Origin of the sequence: Acrocarpospora catenulata, assembly GCF_018476525.1 — a bacterium.
Classification (GTDB): Bacteria; Actinomycetota; Actinomycetes; order Streptosporangiales; family Streptosporangiaceae; genus Acrocarpospora; species Acrocarpospora catenulata.
In genome coordinates this window covers 15,570-37,314 of the sequence record NZ_JAHCST010000032.1, presented here as the reverse complement: position 1 = coordinate 37,314, position 21,745 = coordinate 15,570, and the positions used below count along the sequence as shown (strand labels likewise).

The 21,745-nt window shown below is 70.9% G+C and carries 23 protein-coding genes and 1 tRNA gene; 14 read left to right on the top strand and 10 right to left on the bottom strand.

Annotated features, from left to right (window positions below):
* Nucleotides 1-138: 138 nt before the first annotated feature.
* Entirely contained in the window at nt 139-504 is a 366-nt protein-coding gene (locus KIP79_RS27700) for an Mth938-like domain-containing protein (RefSeq protein WP_256447495.1), read from the top strand.
* 17 nt (nt 505-521) lie between these two features.
* Nucleotides 522-1,316, top strand: coding sequence for a class I SAM-dependent methyltransferase (locus KIP79_RS27695; protein ID WP_214107864.1), 795 nt, complete (start codon nt 522-524; stop codon nt 1,314-1,316).
* Here KIP79_RS27695 and KIP79_RS48595 read toward each other — a convergent pair.
* Nucleotides 1,303-1,428, bottom strand: coding sequence for a hypothetical protein (locus KIP79_RS48595; RefSeq protein ID WP_256447494.1), 126 nt, complete (start codon nt 1,426-1,428; stop codon nt 1,303-1,305). The two genes, KIP79_RS27695 and KIP79_RS48595, sit on opposite strands and share 14 nt — an antisense overlap.
* Here KIP79_RS48595 and KIP79_RS27690 point away from each other — a divergent pair.
* Both KIP79_RS27690 and KIP79_RS27685 read left to right on the top strand, forming a co-directional pair.
* Nucleotides 1,427-2,650 (top strand): sensor histidine kinase, encoded by a 1,224-nt coding sequence (locus KIP79_RS27690; protein ID WP_214107863.1) that lies wholly within the window; start codon nt 1,427-1,429, stop codon nt 2,648-2,650. The two genes, KIP79_RS48595 and KIP79_RS27690, sit on opposite strands and share 2 nt — an antisense overlap.
* Entirely contained in the window at nt 2,647-3,306 is a 660-nt protein-coding gene (locus KIP79_RS27685; protein WP_214107862.1) for a response regulator, read from the top strand. The genes KIP79_RS27690 and KIP79_RS27685 overlap by 4 nt, the downstream gene beginning before the upstream one ends.
* Here the strand turns inward: KIP79_RS27685 and KIP79_RS27680 are convergent.
* Both KIP79_RS27680 and KIP79_RS27675 read right to left on the bottom strand, forming a co-directional pair.
* Nucleotides 3,300-3,665 (bottom strand): DsrE family protein, encoded by a 366-nt coding sequence (locus tag KIP79_RS27680; protein ID WP_214107861.1) that lies wholly within the window; start codon nt 3,663-3,665, stop codon nt 3,300-3,302. The genes KIP79_RS27685 and KIP79_RS27680 overlap by 7 nt on opposite strands.
* A gap of 120 nt (nt 3,666-3,785) precedes the next feature.
* Nucleotides 3,786-4,520, bottom strand: coding sequence for a choice-of-anchor protein CoaP (locus KIP79_RS27675; RefSeq protein ID WP_214107860.1), 735 nt, complete (start codon nt 4,518-4,520; stop codon nt 3,786-3,788).
* 242 nt (nt 4,521-4,762) lie between these two features.
* Here KIP79_RS27675 and KIP79_RS27670 point away from each other — a divergent pair, with 242 nt between their 5' ends.
* From KIP79_RS27670 to wsfD, 4 genes are all read left to right on the top strand, one after another.
* Nucleotides 4,763-5,458 (top strand): LuxR C-terminal-related transcriptional regulator, encoded by a 696-nt coding sequence (locus KIP79_RS27670; protein WP_214107859.1) that lies wholly within the window; start codon nt 4,763-4,765, stop codon nt 5,456-5,458.
* The gene (gene wecB / locus KIP79_RS27665) at nt 5,451-6,602 is read left to right on the top strand and encodes a non-hydrolyzing UDP-N-acetylglucosamine 2-epimerase (protein ID WP_214107858.1); all 1,152 of its coding nucleotides are present in this window, start codon (nt 5,451-5,453) and stop codon (nt 6,600-6,602) included. The genes KIP79_RS27670 and wecB overlap by 8 nt, the downstream gene beginning before the upstream one ends.
* A gap of 244 nt (nt 6,603-6,846) precedes the next feature.
* On the top strand, nt 6,847-7,644 hold the full coding sequence (locus KIP79_RS27660; protein ID WP_214107857.1) for a septum formation family protein: 798 nt from the start codon (nt 6,847-6,849) through the stop codon (nt 7,642-7,644).
* Nucleotides 7,641-9,149 carry a glycan biosynthesis hexose transferase WsfD gene (wsfD, locus tag KIP79_RS27655; protein WP_214107856.1) on the top strand — a complete coding sequence of 503 codons (1,509 nt, stop codon included), beginning with the start codon at nt 7,641-7,643 and terminating at the stop codon, nt 9,147-9,149. The genes KIP79_RS27660 and wsfD overlap by 4 nt, the downstream gene beginning before the upstream one ends.
* 65 nt (nt 9,150-9,214) lie before the next feature.
* Here the strand turns inward: wsfD and KIP79_RS27650 are convergent, their stop codons facing one another.
* From KIP79_RS27650 to KIP79_RS27625, 6 genes are all read right to left on the bottom strand, one after another.
* Nucleotides 9,215-10,279: a DNA alkylation repair protein gene (locus KIP79_RS27650; protein WP_214107855.1), complete on the bottom strand. Its 1,065-nt coding sequence runs from the start codon at nt 10,277-10,279 to the stop codon at nt 9,215-9,217.
* 42 nt (nt 10,280-10,321) lie between these two features.
* The gene (locus KIP79_RS27645) at nt 10,322-10,951 is read right to left on the bottom strand and encodes a winged helix-turn-helix transcriptional regulator (protein ID WP_214107854.1); all 630 of its coding nucleotides are present in this window, start codon (nt 10,949-10,951) and stop codon (nt 10,322-10,324) included.
* Nucleotides 10,952-11,063: 112 nt separating this feature from the next.
* Nucleotides 11,064-12,155: a serine hydrolase domain-containing protein gene (locus KIP79_RS27640; protein ID WP_214107853.1), complete on the bottom strand. Its 1,092-nt coding sequence runs from the start codon at nt 12,153-12,155 to the stop codon at nt 11,064-11,066.
* Nucleotides 12,152-13,279, bottom strand: coding sequence for an FAD-binding oxidoreductase (locus tag KIP79_RS27635; RefSeq protein WP_250213936.1), 1,128 nt, complete (start codon nt 13,277-13,279; stop codon nt 12,152-12,154). The genes KIP79_RS27640 and KIP79_RS27635 overlap by 4 nt, the downstream gene beginning before the upstream one ends.
* A gap of 51 nt (nt 13,280-13,330) precedes the next feature.
* Nucleotides 13,331-13,873 (bottom strand): dihydrofolate reductase family protein, encoded by a 543-nt coding sequence (locus tag KIP79_RS27630; protein WP_214107851.1) that lies wholly within the window; start codon nt 13,871-13,873, stop codon nt 13,331-13,333.
* A gap of 3 nt (nt 13,874-13,876) precedes the next feature.
* Nucleotides 13,877-14,467, bottom strand: a complete 591-nt coding sequence (locus tag KIP79_RS27625; protein ID WP_214107850.1) for an NADPH-dependent FMN reductase — start codon at nt 14,465-14,467, stop codon at nt 13,877-13,879.
* 110 nt (nt 14,468-14,577) lie between these two features.
* Here KIP79_RS27625 and KIP79_RS49020 point away from each other — a divergent pair, with 110 nt between their 5' ends.
* From KIP79_RS49020 to KIP79_RS27595, 6 genes are all read left to right on the top strand, one after another.
* Nucleotides 14,578-17,709 carry an AfsR/SARP family transcriptional regulator gene (locus KIP79_RS49020; protein WP_214107849.1) on the top strand — a complete coding sequence of 1,044 codons (3,132 nt, stop codon included), beginning with the start codon at nt 14,578-14,580 and terminating at the stop codon, nt 17,707-17,709.
* 72 nt (nt 17,710-17,781) lie between these two features.
* The gene (locus KIP79_RS27615) at nt 17,782-18,309 is read left to right on the top strand and encodes a DUF305 domain-containing protein (protein WP_214107848.1); all 528 of its coding nucleotides are present in this window, start codon (nt 17,782-17,784) and stop codon (nt 18,307-18,309) included.
* Between the two features lie 65 nt (nt 18,310-18,374).
* On the top strand, nt 18,375-18,761 hold the full coding sequence (locus KIP79_RS27610) for an ATP-binding protein (RefSeq protein WP_214107847.1): 387 nt from the start codon (nt 18,375-18,377) through the stop codon (nt 18,759-18,761).
* 258 nt (nt 18,762-19,019) lie between these two features.
* Complete coding sequence (locus tag KIP79_RS27605) at nt 19,020-19,139, top strand: DLW-39 family protein (protein WP_214107846.1); 120 nt, start codon at nt 19,020-19,022, stop codon at nt 19,137-19,139.
* Between the two features lie 48 nt (nt 19,140-19,187).
* Complete coding sequence (locus tag KIP79_RS27600; RefSeq protein ID WP_214107845.1) at nt 19,188-19,895, top strand: HAD family hydrolase; 708 nt, start codon at nt 19,188-19,190, stop codon at nt 19,893-19,895.
* Between the two features lie 101 nt (nt 19,896-19,996).
* Nucleotides 19,997-20,069 (top strand) — tRNA-Ala (locus KIP79_RS27595).
* Nucleotides 20,070-20,358: 289 nt separating this feature from the next.
* Here the strand turns inward: KIP79_RS27595 and KIP79_RS27590 are convergent.
* On the bottom strand, nt 20,359-21,723 hold the full coding sequence (locus tag KIP79_RS27590) for a PIN-like domain-containing protein (protein ID WP_214107844.1): 1,365 nt from the start codon (nt 21,721-21,723) through the stop codon (nt 20,359-20,361).
* Between the last annotated feature and the right edge of the window lie 22 nt (nt 21,724-21,745).

Sequence of the window (21,745 nt, the reverse complement as noted above, 5' to 3'; positions counted from 1 at the left end):
CACTGCCAAGGACGGTAGGTGCCTCGACGTCGGAACGGACGGCGCACGCGCGGCAATTACGAAAGCATCGGCTGACAGGGGTGCAAAATTGCCGAGAGATCTCCGCCACCCGAGTCCTGGGGCGCTAGTGTCCGCCTCATGGAGCGGTCTCCGCGTATCACACACATCTCCTGGGGCCGGATGGAAGTGGAAGGCCTGGGGGAGGGCAAGGACTTCAAGCTCTATCCCGGTGGAGGGCGGCCCTGGGACTGGAATGAGACGGGAACCCGGCATGCTCCGGGTATTCAGCCCGCTGACGTGGCCGAGTTGCTGGAGCACGGCAGCAAGGTGATCGTGTTGTCCCGGGGGATGGATCTGGCGTTGCTCACCTGCCCTGAAACGCTGGATCTCCTCCAGGAGAGGGGCGTCGAGGTCCTTATCGAAGAGACGAAGGCGGCCGTGGAGAGGTACAACGCCCTGACCGAGACGACCGCGGTCGGCGGCTTGTTCCATTCCACCTGCTGATTCCGGAGGGCCGACCATTGGATCGACTGCGCTTACGGGTCACCTTCGACGAGGACGCCGGACTGTACGACCGGGCACGGCCCGGCTACCCGGCGGCGCTCTTCGCGGATCTGGCGGAGTTGGCCGGGGCCGGGCCGGGGTGCCGGGTGCTGGAGATCGGGTGTGGGACCGGGAAGGCGACCGTTCCGCTGGCCGAGCGCGGCTGTCGCGTCACCGCCGTGGAACTTGGTCCGGCGCTGGCCGGGGTGGCCCGGCGGCGGCTGGCGGCCTTCCCGGAGGCCGAGGTCGTGACCGCCGATTTCGAACATTGGCCGTTGCCGGCGGAGCCGTACGACCTGGTGGTGGCGGCGACGTCGTTCCACTGGCTGGATCCCGCCATGCGGGTGGCCAAGTCGGCCGCCGCCCTGCGGCCCGGGGGGAAGCTGGCGATCGTCCGGACCCACCACGTCAGAGGGGGGACGAGCGAGTTCTTCGCGCAAGCGCAGGAGTGCTACCTGCGCTTCGATCCCGACACACCGCCTGACCTGCGGCTGGAGGAAGCCGACGAGATCCCCAGGGACAGCGCAGAGGTGGACGGTTCCGGCTTTTTCGCACCCGCCCTGTTCCGCCGGTACGAATGGGAGCTCACCTACACCGCGGCGACATACCGGGACCTGCTGATGACCTACTCGAACCACCGCGCCCTCGACTCCGAGGCCCGGGAGGGGCTCCTGGCCTGCATCCGCCACCTGATCGACTCGGCCTACGACGGCCGCATCACCAAGCGGTTCCTCACTGAACTCCAGCTCTCGGAGAAGCTCACCGAGCGGTGACGCGGGCGAGGGTGTCGGTGGCCAGCAGCCGGCCCACCAGGAGCCAGTAGGCGCCCACGACCAGCCCGCCGCCGAACTGAGCATTCCGAGGGATATATCTAGATAGTTTCATGGGTGGTGGCACGTACCTCGGGAAGCTGAGGCGGGTACTCCAGCTGGCTGACGACTCCGGCCAGGGCGGGCAGTACCTTCGGGACGTGGATCCCCTCGCGCAACTGGCCCAGGCGCCCCGGCGGCCACCCCGGTCGGATGTCGCGCTCGCGGGCGCGCTCGCCCTCTGGGGCGTGGCCGAGGCGATCCCGAGCTGGCCCGGCGCGGTGTTCGCCGTGGTGACCTCGGCTCCCCTGGTGGTACGGCGCCGCCTGCCGCTGCCCGTGCTGGCGGTCATCGTGGCGGCGCTGCTGATCCGGGCGGTGACCGTGGACGGCCCCCCGGCCACGGTGGCGCCCTTCCCGGCGATCCTGGTGGCGGCCTTCTCGGCGGCGCTGCACCTGCGACGGCTCTGGCTGGCGGCCGGGGCGTGGGCGGTGGCCGTGGGCGGCATGGTGGGCGCGATCGCGCTGCGGTTCTACGACGACCGGCCGGACCCGGGCTCGGCGCTGGTCATGGTCTTCTTCGTGACGGGGGCGTGGACGGCGGGGCGGCTGCTGCGCCGCCGGGAGGTGCAGTTGCGCCACGCCGAGGAGCGGACGAAGGAGCGGGCCAGGGAGGCGGTGGCCGCCGAGCGGCTCAGGATCGCGCGGGAGCTCCACGACGTGGTCGCCCACTCGCTGTCCATCATCGCGGTGAACGCGGGCGCGGCCAGGGAGCTGAGCACACTCGACCCGGACCGGGCGCGGGATCACATGGACGCGGTCGCCGGCACCGCACGGGAGGCGCTCATCGAGATGCGCCACCTGCTGGAGGCGCTCCGCGACGAGGAGGACGACCCGCTCGCCCCGCAACCCACCCTGGACCGGCTCCCCGACCTGATCGACCAGGTCCGTACGGCCGGCCTGCCGGTCCGCCTCACCGAGCACGGCGACCGGCGGTCCTTCCCCGCGGGCTTGGAGCTGACCGCCTACCGCATCGTGCAGGAGGCCCTGACCAACGTCCGCCGCCACGCCGGTCCAGCGGACACGGAGGTGCGCGTGACCTACCACCCCGCCGAACTCGGCATCGAGGTGATCAACGGTTCGCCCCAGGCCGGACCGGACCTGGCGGGCGTGGGAGCAGGCCACGGCCTGGCGGGCATGCGGGAACGGGCCCGCCTCTACGGCGGCTCCCTGGACGCCGGCCACTCCGGCGACGGCGGGTACGCGGTCCGCCTCCGGCTGCCGGCGGGCACCCCGTGATCCGGGTCCTGGTCGCCGACGACCACGCGCTGGCCCGGTCGGGACTGGCCGCGATGCTCGGCGTGCAGTCGGACATCGAGGTGGTGGGCATGGCCGCCGACGGCGTGGAGGCGGTGGCCGAGGCCCGGCGGCACCGTCCCGACCTGGTGCTGATGGACATCCGCATGCCCCGGCTGGACGGCATCGAGGCCACCCGCCGCATCCGGGCCGAGGCCGCCGCCCCGGCCGTCCTGGTGCTGACCACCTTCGACCTCGACCAGTACGTCTACGAGGCGCTCCGCGCGGGCGCCGGCGGCTTCCTGCTGAAGGACGCCCCGCCGGGCCAGCTGGCCGAGGCGGTGCGGACGGTCGCCGCGGGGCAGGCGCTGCTCGCCCCGGCCGTCACCCGGCGGCTGATCGAACGGTTCCTCAGCGTGCCCCCGGAGTCGGGCACCGCCCTGGAGGGCCTGACCGAGCGGGAGCGGGAGGTGCTCGTCCAGATCGGCAGGGGCCGTTCCAACGCGGAGATCGCGGCGGCGCTGCATTTGTCCGAGGCCACGGTGAAGACGCACCTGTCGCGGGTGCTGACCAAGATGGGCCTGCGTGACCGGGTGGCGGCGGTGGTGTTCGCGTACGAGCAGGGGCTGGTCCGGCCGGGACAGGCCGAAGGTCAGTAGCTGAAGGTGGTCGCGCCCTCGTCGCCGATCCACTGCCACATGGGGATGGTGCCGCCCATTTCAGCGCCCTCGATCAGCTGGGACTTGTCCAGCTTGCGGGCGTCGAAGCAGATCGGGCAGACCATGTACTTGCCGCCCGCCTTGGCGTACCGCTCCACCAGATCGGCCAGGGGCGGGCAGCCCTCACACGCGACGCCGGTGGCCACGCCGTCGAGGGCGAGGCGGGCGGCCTCCTTGGTGAGGAACATCAGGGTGGGGCGGCCTACCTCGGCGGCGCCGACGGCGACAAGGAAGGCCACGGTGACGCGCTCGGGGTCCTCCAGTCCGGTGGTCAAGCTGATGACGGCCTTACCGGCCATGGGTGTCTCCTTGATGGTCGTGAGATGGAACCTGTCATCAGAACCATCCGCCATCGTCGTGTGAGACCTCGTGTGACCCGGCGCCGGGTGCGGCGCCGGGTCATCCGGTCGCGGCCCGTACTACGCCAGAACCGTGCCGCGACGCCGCAAGCGCAGCGTGGCCATACCCGCGACAGTGGCGCCGGCCAGGCCGAGGCCCAGGTAGAGGCCCGCACTGGAGTCAAGCGGAACCGGTGGCGGCGCGTCCAGGTCGGCGGGGCCGCACCGCGCCTGACCGGCGATCACTTCGCCCGTGCCGCCGACGGTGGTGATGTGGATGCCCTGCACGGTGAGTCGGTCACCGTCGGCGACCTGCCGGTTCAGGGTGACCGTGAGCGCCGGCAGCAGCGCCGGAAAGGAGATCGTCGTGTTCGGCGCCGGATCGCTCGCCAGCGGCGTGCCGGCCAGGTTGCCGCCGGTGATCGTGGTGGAGCCGGTGGAGGTTGCGCCGCCGGCCGCGTCACACTGCACGTCCACCGAGGTGGCGGTGAGCCCGATGCCCGCGATGGTGGCGCCCAGGTTGGCCACGGTGGCCTCGGCGTGCTCGGTGCCGGCGGCGGTGTCCTGGTTGATGTCGGCGGTGGCCACGCCGGTGCTGATCTGGTTCGCCCCGGACCCCGCGCGGATGCTCGGTGTCGAGGCCGACGGCGTGCCGAGGTTGGCCAAGCGGGCCGGTCCCACGGTCAGCACGGCCAGCGTGGCCTGGACTCCGAAGGCTTCGATGTCAGCCGCCGCCGAGGCACGGCCGGCCGGCATGAGCACGCACAGGACGCTGGTGAGTGACACGGTGAACGCACTTTTTGCAAGCGTTGTCATCCATTCCCCCTGGGGTGTTTACGCCGCAAGTCGCCTGTTCCCAGAGGTTATGTCGGAAGCGGAATGGCAACGACACATATTCCATCGTTACTCACCCTACGGAGTGACCAATACTTGATTATTCACTCCAGGGGATGAGTGTTATTCCGGGTCCGGACCGGGCGCCGCACTACATTGATGACCGGGTCAGCCTCCCAGGTCATTTTGACGGTTGTGCGGTGAAAGGCTGAAAGGGGTCTCCTTTGGTTACCGACACAAGGACGCAGGAATACCGTGTTGTCCTGGTAGATGAATCAAAACTCACCCATATCGCGCTGCATGCGGTCTTCGCCAAGTCGGGACGCTTCCGCCTGGCCGCCGCCGCCACCTCCGTGCACGAGGCGCGGAACCTGGTGCTCCGACAGCGGCCGGACCTGGTGCTCTGCGAGGCGGAGGTGGCCGGTGAGAGCGGCCTGGAACTCTGTGCGTGGATCCGTCTGGCCAGCCCCGCCACCGTGCCCGTGGTGCTCAGCGGCGTGAACGACGACACGCTGGCCGCCTCGGCGGTCGGCTGGGGCGCCGCCGGATACCTGTTGAAGATCTCACCTCCCGAGGACTTGATCTTCTATTTGTCCGGGGTGCTGGCCGGTCAGCAGGTCATCGACGACCGGCTGACCACCCGCTCCTGGCGCCCCGGCGAGGAGAACCCGCTCTCCCGGTTCGGCCTGAGCGCCCGCGAGCGCGAGGTCCTGGAAGAGGTCCTGCTCGGCTACGACAACCGGTCGATCGCGGTCCGGCTGCGCATCTCCATCGACACCGTGAAAAGCCATATCAAGGCGATCCTCCGCAAGACCGGCGCCCGGGACCGGGGTCACGTGATCGCCATGGCCCTGGGCCGCGGCCGGGCCGACTCCCCCATCCCGGTGCAGAAGCGCCAGAGGGGGGGAAGCGTTGCCTAGGCGGCGGATCGCGACCGTGGTCGGGACCCGGCCGGAGGCGATCAAGCTGGGCGTGGTGGTGGCGGCGCTCCGCGACCGGCCCTGGGCGGAGGTGGTCGTGGTCGGCACCGGCCAGCACGGCGCCGTGGTGGACGAGGCGCTCGGCGGGTTCGGCGTCGCGGTGGACCACCGGGTGGCCGAGCGGGCCGCCGACGGCCTGGCCGGGCTGGCCGGCGGGCTGCTCTCCGGCCTGGGCGCGGAGTTCGACCGGCTCCGGCCCGACCTGGTGCTGGTCCAGGGGGACAGCACCTCCGCGCTGGCGGGGGCGCTGGCCGCATACCTGGCCGGGATCCCGGTCGCACACGTGGAAGCGGGGCTGCGCAGCCACGACCGGCTGCCGTTCCCCGAGGAGGCCAACCGGCGGCTGATCGCACCGCTCGCCGACCTGCACCTGGCGCCCACCCCCGAGGCGCGGGGGAACCTGGTGGCCGAGCGCATCCCGGCTGAGCGGGTCCTGGTGACCGGGAACACGGTGATCGACGCACTGTTCCAGGCGGCGGACGGCCCGGCCCCGGCGCCCCGGGAGCGCCCGCTGGTGGTGGTGACCGCGCACCGGCGGGAGTCGTGGGGGGAGCCGATGCGCCGGGTGGCCCGGGTGGTCACCCGGCTCGGCCGCGCCCACCCGGAGGTGGACGTGCTGGTCGCCACCCACATGAACCCGGCGGTCCAGGCGGTCTTCGCGGAGGAGACGGGCGGCCTGGCCAACCTGGAGTGCGCGCCGCCGCTCGGCTACCGGCGGTTCGTCCGCACGCTGATGGCGGCCGACCTGGTGATCACCGACTCCGGCGGCGTGCAGGAGGAGGCGGCGGCGCTCCGGCTGCCGTTGCTGATCACACGGGAGACCACCGAGCGCCGGGAGGCCCTGGCCGGTCCGCAGGTCCACCTGGTCGGCACCGACGAGGAACTCATCTTCAAGACCGCCGCCGGGGTGCTGGACCGGCTCGCCGCTCCCGGGGTGCGCCGCCCGCGCCCCTGCGTCTTCGGCGACGGCCGCGCGGCCGACCGTACGGCGCTGGCCTGCGGCTGGCACTTCGGCCACAACGACCGTCCCACGGAATTCCACCCCGAGGAGTTTCGCCCCGAGGAGTTTCACCCAATGGAGTGAGAGGCTCCAGGCCCGACGCTTGTTCGACCCGCTCCTTATCCGCTCGGTCCGGATGCGCAGGGCGCATAACGGAAAGGCCCAGACGAATTATCGTCTGGGCCTTCCTGCTTTTTCGTTCTCGGGTTTCACCCGTGGGTTGACGGGCCGCCTCTCACCCCGTGGGAGGAGGCCGGGGCGCGCCCCCGTTCCCCGCGTCGGCGGGCCAACTAGCGTTCGGCGACGTCTACTCGAAAGGGGGTACGGAATGCCGCTTCGCCACTGCCTGGCGGCACTGTTGCCGGCGCTCACCGCGTCCTGCGGGCTGGAGCACGCCACCGCCGTCGGGGTGCTGAGCGTGAGCGCGGAAGTGGGCTCCTGTCACCGGATGGCCAAGCCAGAGGAGCTCTACACCGGCAGCGACACCGCGCCGCCGGTACCGTGCACCGAACCCCACCAGAGCGAGACGTACCTGGTGACCGGGTTCACCGGCGAGCTGGCCGCGGCCAGTGAACGGCCCGGCCAGGAACAACTGCTCCCGGCCGTCACCAAGGCCTGCGACTGGCGGCCGATCCGGCGCTACCTGGGGGCCGACGACCGGGACATCCAGTGGGGGCTCCAGATCTGGGGCAAGTTCCCGACCCGGGCCGAGTGGGCGGCGGGGGACCGGACCATCCGGTGCGACCTGCTGGCCCCCACGGTCCAGGACGGGGCCGGGCCCGAGATCGCGGTGCCGCTCGCCGGGATCATGCGCCGCCCCTGGTCGGCCCTGGTCCGGCGGTGCCGGCTCGGCGCGCAGGACACCATCTGCGCCCGGCCGCACGACAGCGAGCTGATCGAGCCCCGGGTCTACCTGACCTGGCACAGGTTCCCGCAGGACGACCAGGCGCACCGGCGGGTCACCCGGCTCTGCCGGGACGCGGCCCGCGCCTACGCCAGAGGGCCGATCAAGGGCATGGGGGTGCGGTTCGACCCCGTCACCCGCGCCAACTGGCGCGACCGCCAGGTCAGCTGCTGGATCACCCATCCGGTCTCGACTACCACGCTGCGCGGAGGGCTGGCATGAAGACCGCATTCTGGACCGGCCTGACCTGGGCCGGCATCATGCTCATCCGGCTCTTCGCCGGCGGCACGGTCGGGCTCGCCGACCAGGGGGACGGCAACCGCCTGCTCTGCGGGTTCGGCGCGGCCGTGGACCGGCCGTGGCAGGCCAACGTGTGGGAGCACGTCTACCCGACCTGGCTGGCGCACTCCTGGTTCGGCGAGACCTGCGGCGTGGAGGGCACCGGCGAGGCGTACCGGTCCACCCAGCTCTGGCTGCTCTGGCTGGCCGGGAAGATCACCCCGCTGCTCGGGCTGCCCGGCGTGATCGATCTGCGGGCGCTCGGCGTGATCTGCGCCGTCCTGGTCGGGGTGGTGGTCGGGCTGCTGGCCTGGGTGCTTCCTGGCCAGTGGTGGGTGCGGACGCTGGCCGCCAGCGCGGTCGGCCTGGTCTACGCGGACGCGGCCTTCGCCGGGTTCTTCGTGTCGCCGTACGCCGAACCCGCCTCCCTTCTCGGGGTCGGGCTGTTGCTGGTGGCGTTGCTGACACTCTGGCGGATGGGCCGTGCCACCGTGCCCCGCGTGCTGTTCGTGTCCGCCGCCGCCCTGTTCGCCATCGGGTCGCAGATCCAGCTGGCCGCCCTCCTGGTGCCGGTCTGCCTCGCGCTGCTCTGGTTGCCGAATCGGCGGCTGTCCTGGTGGCGGCCGCGCTGGTTCGGCCGCACGCTGCGGCGGCTGCCCGCGATCGTGGTGTGCCTGGCGTTGCTGGCGGCCACCGGGTACCACCTGGCGCGGCAGCCGGAGCGGCAGCTGGAGGTGGCGCTCTACGACGCCGTGTTCGGCTCGATCCTGCACGACAACCCGGGGGCGGCCAAGGACCTGCAGGACCTCGGGTTCCCGCTGGCCATGGCCGAGGAGCTGGCCAAGGCGGCGGACACCACCCTGCTGTCGGACAACTCGGCCGCCGCGACACCGCTCTACACCGAGTTCCGCGCCCAGGTCACCCTGCCGAGCCTCATCGGGTTCTACGCGGGCCATCCCGCCCACCTGGTGCGGACCGTGGGCTGGGGGCTGGCCGCGATCGGCCGGCTGGCGCCCGACTACCTGGGCTCCTATCCGCCTGACGCCGGGCAGCCGTCGGGGGCGCGCGAGCACCGGATCGCCGTCTACAGCTGGCTCTGGGGGATCTTCCGGCTCGCGCCCGTGCTGCTGGTGCTGCTCTGGGTGGCCACCTTCGCCGTCGGCCTCTCGACGGTACGGCGCCGCCGCCTGAAAGCTCCGCGGAAGGCGGTCGGGATGCTGGCGGTCACGGTGCCGTTGATGATCGTGATCCAGTTCGGGGTGGCCATGCTCGGCGGCCGGGTGGACGCCGTGCGCCACCTGACCACGGTCAGCTTCCTCAGCGCGATCTGCCTCCCGTTGCTGGCGTTGACCCTGTGGGTACGGCTGCGCGGCGTCCGTCCTCGGGCACGGTTGCGCGAGGCCCCGGGCTTGCCCGCCGTGGCCGCCCCGGACCTCGCCCGGCGCTAATCCCCCGGCGCTAGTCCCCCCGGTGCCGGTCCCCCGGTGCTGGTCCCCCGGGCTGTTCCCGCCGGCTAGGTCAAGGTGAAGGCGGCGGTGGCCCGGGGCGTGCCGTTGACGATGATCTCCAGGGTGCGCGGGCCCGGGGGCTCGCTCCGGGTGGTCACCGGGCGGAACGAATGGGACTTGGTGAGGGTGAACCGCTGGCCGGGCGTCTCGGCCGAGCGCTCGCCCAGATGGAAGACGCGGCGGGAGCCGTCCCGGACGATCGCGTATTTCAGCACCAGCGGGCCGGGGTGGTCGGCGGCCAGGGTGACCGTGAAGTGGAGCCGGTCCCCCGTGGCCACCCGCTCGTCGTCGAGGGCGAGCAGGTCCACCGAGCCGCTGCCCGGGGTGGCGCCGAGCAGGGTCAGCGCACCCGGGTGACCGCTCCTGACCAGGCCGCGGGCCGCGTGGCGGAGCACCTTCTCGACGTGTGAGCCGCCCTCGGCCCGCCAGCGGGCGAGCAGCTCGACCGCGGTCTCCGGGTGGTCCTTGGCCAGGTCGTTGACGTGGTTGGCGACCGAACGGCGCACGTACTCACTGGGGTCCTCGCGCAGGGCCGCCAGGATGGGGAGGGTCGGGCCCGGCTCCATCAGCCAGCGGACCCTGGCACCCCACGGTAACCGGGGGCGGGAGCCCTCCGAGGCCAGCCGGCGCAGGTGCTCGTTCTCGTCGTGGGCCCAGCCGTACATGATGTCCAGCGCGCCCGACCGGTACCGCTCCAGGAACGGGCGCACCGCGAACTCGCCCGTCGCGAACGGCGTGAGCGTGGCGAGGGTGGTCATCGACTCCTCGAGGTGGTCCACCCCGTAGGTGCCCACGTGCTCGGTGGCTGGCCAGCCGCTCCACATGTCCAGCCGGACCTTTCCCGCGGCCTCCCTGAGCACCTCGGCGGCGGCGGGGAACGGCAGCGACAGGGAGACGTGCAGGGCGGCCGCCACCCGGCGGACCCGGTCCTTCAGCTCCAGACCGGCCAGACCGTCCAGCGCGGCGCGCACGAACCTGTCCCGCTGGAACGGCCGCCAGACGGCGGCGATCCCGTCGGCCAGCACCCCCACGGAGACGGCGTTGATCATGTCCTTCAACGGTTCAGCCACGCCGTACACCCTGCCATCCGCCACCGACAGTTTCCGGGGCGGTCAGGCCGGCCGTACCCCCGCGAACGGGCTCAGCAGCACCCAGCCGTCCAGCGCCTGCTCCAGCCACGGGGGCCCGGTCAGGAACGGGCCGATCGAGCCCAGCCCGCGGTGCCAGCGCACCAGCGACCCGGCGTCGGCGATGATCACGCCGTCCTCCGCGAAGCCGGGGTCGCGCAGGCAGACCTCGTTGCCCGACACGCTCAGCACCAGCCAGTACCGGTCGGAGCGGTCGGTGAGGTCGACGCGGACCACCACCCGGGGACGGGGCAGGAAGGCGGGTTCCACCAGCCGGGACAGGGTCCAGAGCACCAGGTGCGGGTCGTGGTGCTCCGGGCGGACCTCCCGCCAGCGGGCGCCCCAGGTGCCCAGGGCCAGGCAGACCTCGGTGAGCTCCCGGCCCGCCGGGGTGAGGTGATACTCGTTGTCCCTGTGCTCGATCACGCCGTCGTGTTCGAGGCTGCGCAGGCGCTGCGCGAGCACGCTGCGGGGCAGGCCGGGGGCGCCTTCCAGGATCGCGCTGAACCTGTGGCAGCCCACCATGAGATTGCGGAGAATGATCGGGGTCCAGCGCTCGGCGAAGATCTCGGCGCCCAAAGCGATCGGGCAGTACTGCCCGTATCCCTTCTTCACGCTGACACCATGCCAGGTGACAAGTCATCAGTTAGGGCAAACCCGAATACTTCTGATCACAAAGTAAGGCCAGACCCCTGTAAGGAATCTGGCCCTACTCCTTGCACTCTGACTACGCCTCGGCGACGATCTCCGCGACCCGGACCGGCACCGCGAAGTCCCCGGTGAGCTTGTTCTTGGTGACCGCCACCACCAGGCCGGTCGCGGTGTCGGCGTAGGCGTAGCTGCCGCCCGCCCCCGCCATGCCGAAGGCGGTCGGCGTGTCCGAGGAGGGGCCGCCGAGCGCGTACCCGAGACCCCAGGTGCTGGGCATGCCGAACACCTGGTCAGGCCCGCTGAAGGAGACCGCCGTCATCTCGCTGAGCCGCTCGGGGGAAACCAGCCGCACGCCGTCCATTTCGCCCAGCAGCGCCGCGTACATCCTGGCGATCGCGCGGGCGGAGGTCTTGCCGCCGGCCGGGATGTCGGCGGCCAGCACGTCGGTGCGGTTGCCCAGCGTGGCCGACGGGAACAGCGTCATCGGCCCCGCCCGGAACATCGGCAGGTCGGTGGGCATGTCGCCGAAGGCGTCGGCGGTCACCGGCTCGTCCTCCAGCACGGCCAGCCGCCCGTGCTCGGCCACCGGCATGCCGAAGTAGAGCTCCTCGCCCACGCCGAGCGGCCCCGCCACCTCCTCCAGCAGCACCTGCGAGATCGGCTTGCCGGTGGCCCTGCGGACCACCTCGCCGACGATGTAGCCGAAGCTGTAGGCGTGGTAGCCCATCTGGGTGCCCGGCTCCCACCAGGGCTCGGCGTCCGCGATGGCCGCGCACATCTTGTCCCAGTCGCAGATGTCCTCGACGGTGCTCTCCACCGGGATACCGGGCACCCCGGCGGTGTGGTTGAGCGCCTGCCGGATGGTGACGCCCTCCTTGCCGTGGGCGCCGAACTCGGGCCACAGCTCCGCGATCGGGGTGTCGTAGCCGAACAGACCACGCTCGGCCAGCACGTGGGCCACGGTCGCGGTGGCGCCCTTGCCGATCGAGAAGTTGTAGAAGAGGGTGCCGGAGGTCACCTCGCGGCCGGTCTCCGGATCGGCCACCCCGGCCACGGCGTCCACGATCTGCTCGCCGTTCCGGTAGACCGCGACCTGCACGCCACGCTCGGCCCCGGACTCCACCAGCTCGTCGATGGCGGCCTGCACGTTCTTCTGAATATCGCTCATGGGGTTCCTCGCAAGGGGATGCGGTGGCCGGTCCGGAACAGATCGGCCGGGTCGTAGGCACGTTTCACCTCGCCGAGCCGCCGGAAGTCCCCGCTGGTGTACGCGGTGGCCGTCCGGCTGGTGTCGGAGAGGAAGTTCAGGAAGGCGCCCCCGTTGGCGAACGGCGCGAGCGCCTCCGCCACGCCGGGGACCTGGGCGTTCACGATCACCGAGAACCGGGTGTCCCGGTGGCTCACCGGACCGCCGGGCAGGGCCAGCGCCCCACCCCAGTGGCGGACCTCCACGGTAGCCTGGCGGCCCGCCTGGACCAGCGCGGGGATCGCGGCGTCCGGCAGCTCCGGGAGCAGGTCCAGGTGCTGGGCCGCGGTGCCGCCCATCGCGGCGCGGCCGAACGGCATGGTGGTCAGGGTGTCGGTGATGGAGCTGGCCAACAGCTGGCGCACGGCGCGCTCCGCCGGGGCCGCGCACATCACTTTGACGGTCACGGCCTGCGGGGTCAGCACCAGCGCGGTGCTCACCTCGTCGGGGGCGCTCGCACACCAGTCGCGGTAGGCGGCCAGGGTCTCGGCCGCCCGCTCCACCGGGAAGGTGGCCGTGCCCGCGGTCACCTGGGCGACCGGGTGGAGCTGGAACTCCAGCGCGGTGACCACGCCGAAGCCGCCCCCGCCCCCGCGGATCGCCCAGAACAGGTCCTCATGCTCGTCCGGGGACACCGTGATCAGCCGTCCGTCGGCGGTGACCAGTTCGGCGCGGAGCACGCTGTCGGCGGCGAAGCCGTACCGGCGGGAGAGCCAGCCGAGGCCGCCGCCGAGGGTGTAGCCGGTCACGCCGACGTCGGGGTGCGATCCCGCGAGCGGGGCCAGGCCGTACGGGGCGGCGGCGGCGATCACCTGCCCCCAGCGCGCGCCGGGGCCCACCCGGGCGACCCGGCGCGCCGGATCGATATGGACCTCGTTCATCTCGGTCGTGGTGACGCGTAAGACATCGTCACCCAGGGTTTCGTGGCTGCCGTGGCCGGTGGCCCAGACGTTCAGCGCCAGACCGCGCTCCGCGGCCGTCCGGACCGCGCCGATCACCTCGGACGCGTGCCGGGCCTCCACCACGTAGTCAGCGAGCTGGATCATGTCGCGTACCTCCTCATCTCTACGTCGGACGGGACCCGACGTTTTCGACATTCATTCAGGCCGGTACGACAAAATCGCGACGCCGGTGGCCAGGACCTCGGTGGAGACCAGCTGGAAGGTGGCCTTCGTGCCCTCCGTGAAGAGCCGCTGCCCCTCGCCGACCACCACGGGGTGCACCCAGATGCGGTACTCGTCGAGCAGCCCGTGCTCGCGCAGCGCGTCGGTCAGCCGGCCGCAGCCGTAGATCAGGATGTCCCCGCCTGGCTGCTCCTTCAGCCGGGTCACCTCGGGGATCAGGTCCTGGCGCGGGATGATCGAGGTGTTCTGCCACTCCGCCTTCTCCAGGGTGGAGCTGACGACGTACTTCTCCATCGTGTTGATGCGGTGGGCGAACTCGTCGGCGTCCGCGCGGCCCGGCCAGGCGGCGGCGAAGCCGTCGTAGGTCACCCGGCCCATCAGCAGGATGTCGCTGGCGAACAGCTGGTCACGGGCGAAGACGCCGGCCTCCTCGTTCCAGTAGTTCAGCGACCACAGCTGCGGGTTGTCGATGAAGCCGTCGAGGGTGGCGTAGGTGGACGCGATGATCTTGCGCATGGGTCATCTCCAGTCGAATTTGTAGGGGCGCCGGGCGCGGGCGTCCCGCAGTGCGTGGGCCCACCAGGAGAGCTGCTCCAGGGTGGTCAGGACGGCGGCGTTGCAGGCCGCGGTGGGCTTGGGCCAGCTGCCGTCGGCGGCGAACTGCTCCCAGTAACAGGGCAGCGCGATCCCGTCCCTGATGGCCACCGCGTGCAGCTCGGCGAACACCTGGCGGAGCTGGTCGGTGGCGTGCCGGCCGCCGGACTCCCGGCCGTAGGAGACGAAGGCCACCGGTTTGGCCTGCCACTCCTCGTAGAACCAGTCGATGGCGGTCTTCAGCGAGGCGGGAAAGCTCCGGTTGTACTCAGGGGTGACGATCACGAAGGCGTCGGCGGCGGCCAGGCGCGGGGCGAGCAGCCGTACCGGCGGGGGTAAGGGCTCGTCCTGGTCCCCCAGCACACCCGGCAGGCCGGCGGCGGCCAGGTCGATCGTGTCGATCTCCCAGTCGGTACGGCGGCGTGCCCTGGCGACGAACCATTCGGCCACCGTGGGCCCGAACCGCCCGTTGCGGGTGCTGCCGACGATGACCGCCACCCGCAGCTTCTCCGCCATGTTCGCCTCCGTTCGCCGTGGTCCTCGCTGGCAGGTCCCACGGTGCCGGGGGTGGCTTACGGTCTTCTTCCGCTCCGCTTTCTGTCGGGCTTACCGGCTACCTTGGCGTCATGCGCTTTGGGGTGCTGGGCCCGCTGGCGGTGTGGACCGACGGCGGTGGCGTGGTCACGATCCCGGGTCTGAAGGTCCGGGCCCTCCTGGCCGACCTGCTCGTCCACGAGGGCCGCCCGGTCTCGGTGGACCGGCTGGTGGCCGACCTGTGGGGGGACGACGCCCCGGCCAACCCGGCGGGCGCCCTCCAGGTCAAGGTCTCCCAGCTCCGCCGCGCCCTGGAGGATGCCGAACCCGGCGCCAGGAACCTGGTCGTCTCCCGTCCGCCCGGTTACGCCCTGGAGGCCGCCCCCGACACGGTCGACGCCTGGCGGTTCACCGCACTCACCGCCCGCGCCCGCCAGACCCCCGACCCGCGCGCCGCGGCCACCCTGCTCGCCGACGCCCTCGCCCTCTGGCGCGGTGCGGCTTTCTCCGACTTCGCCGACGAGGAGTTCACCCAGCCGGTGCTCGCCCGCCTGGCGGAACAGCGGCTGACCGCCCTCGAACAGAGCGCCGAGGCCCGGCTGGAGCTGGGGGAGCACCACGCGCTCGCCGGGGAGCTGGCCGACCTGGCAGCGCGGCACCCGCTCCGTGAACGGCTGCGCGCCGCCCACATCCGCGCCCTCTACCTGGCAGGACGGCAGAGCGAGGCGCTGGCCGCCTACGCCGAACTCCGGGAGCGGCTGGCCGAGGAGCTCGGCCTGGACCCCAGCCCCGACCTGGCCGCCCTCCACCAGGCCATCCTGGCGCAGGACCCGTCGCTGAACACCGCGCCTCCCCCGGCCGTGCGCGGCAACCTGCCGGAGTCGCTGACCGAGCTGATCGGCCGGGAGCGGGCGGTCACCGAGATCCGCGCCCTGCTGGAGAAGAACCGGCTGGTCACCCTCACCGGGTCCGGCGGCGTCGGGAAGACCCGGCTGGCCCTGGAGACCGCGCGTGGCCTGGCCTACCCCGACGGCGTCTGGCTGGTGGAGCTCGCCGCGCTCAGCGGCCCCGGGCTGGCCGAAGCCGTGATGGCCATCCTGGACGTGCAGGACATCGGGGGCTCGGGCGAGCCGCTCGACCGGCTGGTCGGCGCCGTCCGGTCCCGAGAGCTGCTGCTGGTGCTGGACAACTGCGAGCACCTGGTGGACGAGGTGGCCAGGCTGGCCGACACCCTGCTCCGGGCCGCGCCCGGCCTGCGCGTCCTGGCCACCAGCCAGGAGGCACTGGCGCTGCCGGGGGAGTCGGTCTGGAGCGTGCCTCCGCTGGAGGTCCCCGACCTGGCCGCCGACCCGGCCACCCTGGAGCAGTCCAGCGCGGTCCGGCTCTTCGTGGCCAGGGCCAAGGCCGCGGCCAGGGACTTCACCCTCGACGCCGACACCGCCCCCGCCGTGGCCGTGCTATCTCGGCGGCTGGACGGCATCCCGCTCGCCCTCGAACTGGCCGCCACCCGGGTCCGGGCGCTCGGCGTACACGGGCTGGTCGCCCGCCTGGACGACCGCTTCCGGCTGCTGGCCACCGGCCACCGCGGCGCGCCGCCCCGGCAGCAGACGCTGACCGCGATGATCGACTGGAGCTGGGAGCTGCTCTCCGACCCGGAACGCGCCGTCCTCCGGCGGCTGGCCGTGCACGCCGACGGCTGCACGCTGGAGGCCGCAGAAGCCGTCTGCGGCGACGCGGACACCCTCGACCTGCTCGCCCGCCTGGTCGACCGCTCCCTGGTCGTGGTCGCCCACACCCCGGAGGGCCCGCGCTACCGGCTGCTGGAGTCCGTCGCCGCGTACTGTGTGGACCGCATGCGCGAGGCCGGCGAGCTCCGCGAGATCCAGCTCCGCCACCGCGACCACTACACCACGTTGGCCGAGCAGGCCCAGCCCTGCCTGTACGGCCCGGCCCAGCGCGAGTGGCTCCGGCGGCTGGACGCCGAGGCCGCCAACCTCCGGCTCGCCCTGGCCGCCTGCGAGACCGCCTCCGACGCGCTCCGGCTGGTGAACGCGCTCGCCTGGTACTGGTTCCTGCGCGGCCGCCTCACCGAGGCCCGGCGCGCCCTGGAGACCGCGCTCGCCCTGCCCGCCCGTGCCGAGCCGTCCGGTCGGCTGGCCGCCGGGCTGGCCTGGCAGGCGGGCATCGCCCTCCTCTACGGCGACACGACCGACCGCTACCGGCGCCGCGACGCCGCCCTGCACGCCTTCGACCGCGCCGGAGATCCGGCGGGCCGCGCCAGAGCCCAGTGGTTCCTCGCCTACGCCGGCACCGACACCGGCGACCTGACCGGCGCCGCCACCCTGCTGGACGAGGCCCTGGCCACCTTCCGGGAGACCGGCGACCGCTGGGGCGAGGCAGCCGTGCTCAGCACCCAGGCCAAGCTGGCGCACGTACGCGGCGACCTGGCCGCCCTCGGCGAGGGCGCCCGGCGCAGCGCCGCGATCTTCGGCGAGCTGGGGGACCGCTGGGGCCAGCTGGAGGCCACCGGCTGGCTGGGCGCCCTGGCCGAGCTCACCGGTGACTACGACCAGGCCGAACGCTGGCAGCGGGACGGCCTGGCCATGGCCGAGGAACTCGGCCTGTGGGTGGAGGTCTCCACCCGCCTGTCCTGGCTCGGCTGGATCGCCTTCCAACGCGGCCAGTACGGGGAGGCCCGCCGCTTCTGCGAACGCTCGCTCCGGCTGGCCGTCGAGCAAGCCCACCTGCCCGCCCTGGTCTTCGCCGAGATGACCCTCGGCTTCGCCGCGCGCAAGGAAGGGCTGCTCGACCTGGCCGAGACCCACCTGCGCAGCGTGCTGGAGCGCTCTGCCGAGGTGGACGAGTCGGCCCCGCCGCCGCATCTGCCCATGGTGCTGCGCGAACTCGGCTTCATCGCCGAACAGCGCGGCGCGGTGGCCGAGGCGGTCGTCCTGCACCGGCGGTCCTACGACCTCTCCCACGCCTTCGAAGTACCGCGCGACCACGCCATGGCCGCCGAAGGGCTGGCCGGGGCGCTGGCGCTGGCGGGGGAGCATGAGCAGGCAGCCAGGCTGCTGGGCGCGGCCGCACGGCTCCGTGCCGGCAAGGAGTTGCCGCTCGCGCCCGCCGAGCAGTTAGACGTGGAGCGCATCACCGCCGCCACCCGGGCCGCCCTGGGCGAGGAGCGGTTCGCCGCCGAGTTCGCGGCCTCCCCTGCTTTCTAACTGTTGCTTGAACGCGGGCCGCCGGCACCGCGTACCTCCAGGCAGGCGGAGAAGCACAGGAGGCTGCACACCATGGCAAGGGCACGGACATTCGCCGTGTTCCTGGCCCTGCTTCCAGCCCTGTTCCTGGCCTTGGGCTGCTCGGGCGCGGCCGATCTCGATGACCCGGATGTCCAGTTCTCCATGGAGATGATCCCCCACCACCGGCAGACCATCGAACTGGCCAACCTGGTCCCCGGCCGGAGCACCGACCCCTACGTCACCGGGCTGGCCCGGCAGATCAAGATCGATCAGGCCAACGAGATCGACATGATGTCGACCTGGCTCCAGAACTGGGGGCTCCCCCTCCCGCCCGCCAATGCCGCGCGTCAGCTGCCCGGCATGCTGAGCAACGTCGAGATCTCCGCCCTGAAGAGCAGGAAAGGCCGGGAATTCGACCGGATCTGGCTCACCACCCTGGCCAAGCATCTGGGCAACAGCGTCACGATGGCGCAGGTCGTCCTGGCCACCGGCGATCACCCACCCACCACCGGCCTGGCCCGGAGAGTGGTCGACAAGGAGCACGAGCAACTCGCCGAGATCGACCGCCATCTCGCCTGAATCCGGTGTGCTTCGTCCGCTCTGACGGGTAGAGGGGAGAAAGCACGGAAAGGTGGCGAGAAAGAGTGTCAGGAATCCTGCTGAGCCTGGAGTTCGATCAGAAAGCGATCACCGATATCCGCCATCTGGTGCGACGCACCGCCAGCGGGTACGGGCTGGCCGGAGACGCGCTGGACGACTATGTGCTGGCCGTCCACGAGGCGGTCACCAACGCCGTCAGGTACGGCAGGGCCCCGCACAGCATCGCGATCTGGGAGCAGTCCGGCGCCGTCTACTGCGAGGTCCAGGACAGCGGCCCCGGCATCCCCTACCGGATCCTGAAAAGAGACGAACTCGCCGAGCGGCTCCCGCTCGGCGGACGAGGGCTCTGGCTGATGCGCCGCCTCGCCCGCATCATCATCCACACCGGCGCCGACGGCACCACGGTCCGACTCGCCGCGATCCTGCCGTAGGGTTCGCTGAGAGCGGAGTGATCCTGGTACGGTGCCTGCCCCAAACCTGTCCGAGATCGGATGAGATGGACCGGTTATCGCCAGATATAACCTGGCTACGATGGCCTTGAACCCGGTTCACTATCGTCAGATTAGGTACAACCGGTTATCCGGCTATCCGGGGTGTCCGTCGATCCCTTGCTAGGCTTCAGGAAACCTGTTGGAACCGGGCGTTGTCTCACCCGGCTGGTGAGACCGTTGGGAAGTGGGGGTCACACCATGAAGAAGCTGCTCATTCTGGCTCTGGTGGCCATTGGGGGGCTGCTCGTCTGGCGTAAGGTGCAGTCCGATCGCGCCGAGCTGGACCTGTGGACCGAGGCAACTGGCAGCGAGAACTGACCGACCATCCGGAGATGGGTCTTGCTTGATCGTGGCGAAGGTGCGGGTATGACCCCCGTCAGGCTGGCCTGCCTGGACTTGGCGGGCACCACGATCGGCGACATCGCCATGGTCGAACGGGCGTTCGCCGAAGCGATCGCCACCCAGGGCATCGTTCCCGGGACCAGTGCGTACGCGCGCGCCATGGTTCACGTCCACCGGTCCCGGGGTTGTCCCAAGATCGATATCTTCCGGGGCATCTTCCCTGACAACGAGGCCCAGGCCCAGGCCGCCAACCTGACCTTCGAGCGCTCGTACGAGGGGGCCATCGAGCGCTCCGGCCTCGTCCCGCTCCCCGGGACCGTGGAGGCACTCGACAAGCTCCGCGCCGCCGACATCAAGATCGCCCTCATCACCGGCTTCAGCCGCGGCACCCTCGGCCGCGTACTGGCCGCCCTCGGCTGGGACGACAAGCTCAACCTCGCCCTCTGCCCCGAGGACGCCGGCCGCGGCCGCCCCTACCCCAACCTGGTCCTCACCGCCGTCCTCAAACTCGGCATCGAGGACGTGCGCCAGGTCGCCGTCGCTGGCGACTCCGACAACGACATGCTCTGCGCCCGCCGCGCCGGCGCCGGCATCGCGGCCGGCGTCCTCACCGGCGTCCACAGCCGCGAACGCCTCCTCAGCGGCGGCGCCACCCACATCCTCGACTCCATCGCCGACTTCCCCACCCTCCTCCTCGGCCACCCCCACGCCCTCCCCACCGCCGTCCGCTGACGTCCCCTTTCCAAGTGGCGCGAACCCCGCCCTGTTGCTACCGTGTACAAGCCAGACAGCAACCTTGATCCACGCTGTTCACGCACTTCAAACCGCTCACGGGGGCCTTAGCTCAGCTGGCAGAGCGCCTGCTTTGCAAGCAGGATGTCAGGAGTTCGAATCTCCTAGGCTCCACCTGCCAAAACGCCCCGCTCTCGATCATGAGAACGGGGCGTGAGTGTCTAACTGAGTGACTAAGCCTGCCGCTCGTCTCCGAACAGGTCATCCATGGCCGAGGCACCCTGCACTCCGTGAGAAGCGACAGACGCTGTAACAGCGCATACGCGCATTCGTATGGCCAGCGGTGGCCGTGACGCGTACGGCCTGGGCCAACGTGAGTGCCTTTGATTGTGGCTCCCCGACCATTGGACTCCATGGACTTCGAGCAGTTCGGGGGTCGGACTTGCCACCTTCGGGAGGGTTCCTACTCGGCAGTCGAAGAGCTCCCATCCTGGGGGTTCTGTCCCGAGGACGACAGTTCCTCTAGGAGCCGAGAAACCTCAAACGGCACACTGAAGTAGGACGCCTTGACCCCGTCGGGATAACTGGCGACGAAGATCGGTGAGACGTTCTCCGGGATTGCGCCTTCCTCCTGAAGGGCCGACGTCAACCTGCGGAAAGGCCGGGTGAAGCCACGCAGCATTCGGTCGTCAGCGTAGCCACCAAGCTCGTAGACCTTCTCACGGCTCACGCGACCACCCTGCGTCGGTGTAGCGAGTCGGAGAGCCGCAGCCTGAACCGGGGCTTCCCGGTCTAGGCGCTCCAAGAGCGCGGACAACGCCTCCAGCGTCCAGAGCTCGGTGATCGGCTCTTCCTCGCGCTCCGCGACTCGGACAGCGTCGGCGGGCGATGCCTGATCAACTTCGACCTCAAGAACGGAAGCGCGCGACAGCAGATCAGCCGGGCGTAAGAGGAACAGGCGTCTGCCAGTCAACTGGCGGTACTCATAGGTGAGCTCCGGGCGAGGTCCAAGGAAGTTCGATCGCTGGCGCCACCACCAGTCCTCCTTCTCATCGCGAGTCACGATTACCAAGTCGCGATCCCGTTCTTTCGCGTACCGGGTGGCCTGGTACCAGATCAGGTAGTCGCCAGCGCCGCCCTCAGGCGAGTCGCCGTCCTGCTTATCAGCGTCCTTGTATCCCGGAGGCTCCTCAGCTTCGATTCGGCGAGTGGCCTCCGCGAGGCATTGCGCCCACTCCTCCTCATTCGGTGCCGAAGTGACCCGTCCAGCGAGAAGCTCTTCCAACTGATTCAAGATTGGGTCTCCACTCCGCTCCGCATCTGAGTCATGCAGAAGCCGCTGGAGCTCATCCTTGAGTGCCGTGACAAAACCCTCTAGCCGAGCGATCAGGTCGGACTGCTCCTCCTCATCGACCCCGACCGCCTTCGCCCACGTGGCCAGGGCATCCCCCATGGATCGACCAGATTTGTCAAGCGCATCGCTAGCCGTCTTCGTGGCCCCATCGGGACTGCCGTGTGAACGCTGCCGATGACGCCAGAACTCGCGAACCGCCTGATGCGGGACTACTAGTCGATCGCCCAAGCCCTTGAGAGTCTTGATGAGGTCCCGGGACGTCTGAGGCCTGAACCTGTACAGATCCAGCAAGACGTTCGCGTCGATCGCAACGATGGCCTCGCGCAGAGCAGTGTCAAGCTCCTCCTGCGAAGCAATCTTGTAACCAACGAACTCTCCGTCATACAGCCCGTGCATGAGGAGATTCTGCCCGATCGACGACTGGTGCTGGATCAAGATGTGGTGACACCCGCCTTCTCTCTCGGCAGATGTCATCAAGATCTACTGACTATGGATC

Coding starts and splice junctions, on each gene's coding strand:
- KIP79_RS27700 (WP_256447495.1), top strand. CDS start 139: ATGGAGCGGTCTCCGCGTATCACACACATCTCCTGGGGCCGGATGGAA.
- KIP79_RS27690 (WP_214107863.1), top strand. CDS start 1,427: ATGGGTGGTGGCACGTACCTCGGGAAGCTGAGGCGGGTACTCCAGCTG.
- KIP79_RS48595 (WP_256447494.1), bottom strand. CDS start 1,428: ATGAAACTATCTAGATATATCCCTCGGAATGCTCAGTTCGGCGGCGGG.
- KIP79_RS27680 (WP_214107861.1), bottom strand. CDS start 3,665: ATGGCCGGTAAGGCCGTCATCAGCTTGACCACCGGACTGGAGGACCCC.
- KIP79_RS27675 (WP_214107860.1), bottom strand. CDS start 4,520: ATGACAACGCTTGCAAAAAGTGCGTTCACCGTGTCACTCACCAGCGTC.
- KIP79_RS27660 (WP_214107857.1), top strand. CDS start 6,847: ATGCCGCTTCGCCACTGCCTGGCGGCACTGTTGCCGGCGCTCACCGCG.
- wsfD (WP_214107856.1), top strand. CDS start 7,641: ATGAAGACCGCATTCTGGACCGGCCTGACCTGGGCCGGCATCATGCTC.
- KIP79_RS27640 (WP_214107853.1), bottom strand. CDS start 12,155: ATGAGCGATATTCAGAAGAACGTGCAGGCCGCCATCGACGAGCTGGTG.
- KIP79_RS27635 (WP_250213936.1), bottom strand. CDS start 13,279: ATGATCCAGCTCGCTGACTACGTGGTGGAGGCCCGGCACGCGTCCGAG.
- KIP79_RS27630 (WP_214107851.1), bottom strand. CDS start 13,873: ATGCGCAAGATCATCGCGTCCACCTACGCCACCCTCGACGGCTTCATC.
- KIP79_RS27625 (WP_214107850.1), bottom strand. CDS start 14,467: ATGGCGGAGAAGCTGCGGGTGGCGGTCATCGTCGGCAGCACCCGCAAC.
- KIP79_RS49020 (WP_214107849.1), top strand. CDS start 14,578: ATGCGCTTTGGGGTGCTGGGCCCGCTGGCGGTGTGGACCGACGGCGGT.
- KIP79_RS27615 (WP_214107848.1), top strand. CDS start 17,782: ATGGCAAGGGCACGGACATTCGCCGTGTTCCTGGCCCTGCTTCCAGCC.
- KIP79_RS27605 (WP_214107846.1), top strand. CDS start 19,020: ATGAAGAAGCTGCTCATTCTGGCTCTGGTGGCCATTGGGGGGCTGCTC.
- KIP79_RS27600 (WP_214107845.1), top strand. CDS start 19,188: ATGACCCCCGTCAGGCTGGCCTGCCTGGACTTGGCGGGCACCACGATC.
- KIP79_RS27590 (WP_214107844.1), bottom strand. CDS start 21,723: ATGACATCTGCCGAGAGAGAAGGCGGGTGTCACCACATCTTGATCCAG.